Below are 2,189 nucleotides of genomic sequence, written 5' to 3'. Positions count from 1 at the left end.
CCGCGCCAAACAACCACGACTACTACATGGAAGACGTGCATCGCGCCGGCGGCATTTTCGCCATCCTGAAAGAATTGGACAAAGCAGGCAAACTGCACACCGACGTGTACACCATCCACGCGCCGACACTGAAAGACGCGATTGAAAAATGGGACGTGACCAACCCTGAAAACACCCATGCCATCGAGCGTTTCAAAGCGGCTCCAGGCGGCGTGCGCACTACTCAGGCGTTCTCGCAAAACCGTATGTGGAAAACCCTCGACCTCGACCGCGAAAAAGGCTGTATCCGCGATGTTGAGCATGCCTACTCGCAAGACGGCGGCTTGGCAGTATTGTTCGGTAATATCGCAGAACGCGGTTGCGTAGTGAAAACCGCAGGCGTGGACGAGAGTATCCTCAAATTTACCGGCCGCGCCCGCGTGTTTGAAAGCCAAGAAGACGCAGTAGAAGGTATTTTGGGCAACCAAATCGTGGCTGGCGATATCGTCATCATCCGCTATGAAGGCCCTAAAGGCGGCCCGGGCATGCAAGAAATGCTGTACCCGACTTCCTACCTGAAATCCAAAGGTTTGGGCAAAGCCTGCGCCCTGCTGACCGACGGTCGCTTCTCCGGCGGTACTTCCGGCCTGTCCATCGGTCACGCTTCGCCTGAAGCGGCAGAAGGCGGCGCAATCGGTTTGGTACGCGAAGGCGACACCATCGAAATCGATATTCCAAACCGCAGCATCCACCTTGTCATTTCCGATGAAGAGCTTGCCGCACGCCGTGCCGAAATGGAAGCGCGCGGCAGCAAAGCGTGGAAACCGGAAAACCGCGACCGCTACGTCTCCGCAGCCCTGCGTGCCTACGGCGCAATGGCGACTTCCGCCGACAAAGGCGCAGTACGCGACGTATCGCAAATCGAACGTTAATTAACCTGACTTAAGGCCGTCTGAACGCTTTTAAGTGTTTCAGACGGCCTTCATTCAAACGGACAAATATGGACAAATTCATTTTAGCGATGATCGGCATGGCCATTGCCCTCTTGATTATTATTGGCGGCGGATTTATTGCTGTCGAATATTTCAAATCCCATCCTGAAGCATTCCAAGTCAAGCCGCTATCAAAATAATCATTTAACGGCATGAGTTTCAAGGGGAAAAGCCGTAGCTCAAGGCCGTCTGAACGCAGTACATATAATGAAACACATTCTTTACTGGCTGGGTGGTTTTGCCGTCGCCCTCGGCATATTCCAATACTACGAAACCCATCGCTATTCCGAAGACCAGCTCATCTACGCCCAACCGCCGCAAAATCGTACTGCCGTTGCCGATTTTGACGCCTTGGCGTATTTAAACTTCCTCCGCGCCTCAGCCAATCTGCCCGCACTGGCGCACTCAGCCACACTTGAACGCGCAGCGCGTAATCATGCCCGCTATTTGTTGCAAAACCCTGACGACGGACATGACGAACACAATACACGCAATCCCTTTTATACAGGTCCACGCCCATCAGACCGCACGCGCAGAGCCAGTTATGCCTATAAAGGCGTACACGAAAACGTCAGCACCGACCAGCATCCGCCAAACGAAAAAATCAACGACCACCTTCCTGCCCAACATCAGCTGGACAACTTGATGACGGCGATTTACCACCGTCTCTCCTTACTCGATCAAAATATCGACGAGGCCGGTGCGGCGTTTGAATCGCAAGGCAAACAAATCGCATTGAGCATCAATCAGGGCGACAGCAGATTCAACAGCCTCTGCCAAAAAAACCGCCCCCTATCCGACCTCAGCCGTTCGTTTTACCAAGATGCCTGTCATGGTCATGCCATTGTTTATGCGGATGAAATTTTCAACCGCAAACTCCGGCCTTACATCACCTATCCGCAAGGCAACTTCGCTTCGCCGGTTTTCCACGGCGAACGTCCCGACCCTATGCCGCATTATGAAATGACCGGCAATCCGGTCAGCATCGCGTTCTCAGAACAATCGCCTCCGGTCAAAATGCGTTCGTTCAAACTGTATCAGGACACAAAAGAAATCAGAGACGTCAAAATCTTAGATAAAGATAATGACCTGAACCGCCTCCTGACCGAACGTCAATTTGCGCTGTTTCCTTTACAACCATTGGAATACGACACCGACTACCGAGCCGTGTTCGAATACCGTCAAAACGGAAAAGACAAAACGGCCGAATGGACATTC

The 2,189-nt window shown here is 52.6% G+C and carries 3 protein-coding genes; all 3 read left to right on the top strand.

Annotated elements, in window-relative coordinates; genetic code table 11:
* On the top strand, positions 1-911 hold a 911-nt coding region (locus ACTHUE_RS16315), incomplete at its 5' end, for a dihydroxy-acid dehydratase domain-containing protein (protein ID WP_440423993.1).
* 68 nt (positions 912-979) lie between these two features.
* Positions 980-1,111, top strand: a complete 132-nt coding sequence (locus ACTHUE_RS16310) for a hypothetical protein (protein ID WP_256388404.1) — start codon at positions 980-982, stop codon at positions 1,109-1,111.
* 67 nt (positions 1,112-1,178) lie between these two features.
* Positions 1,179-2,189: CAP domain-containing protein (locus ACTHUE_RS16305; RefSeq protein ID WP_440423992.1), on the top strand; the 1,011-nt coding region annotated here is incomplete at its 3' end.

The organism is Neisseria sp. P0021.S005, assembly GCF_051956955.1.
Note: the sequence above shows the minus strand (reverse complement) of the source record. Positions and strands in the feature narration are given on the sequence as shown.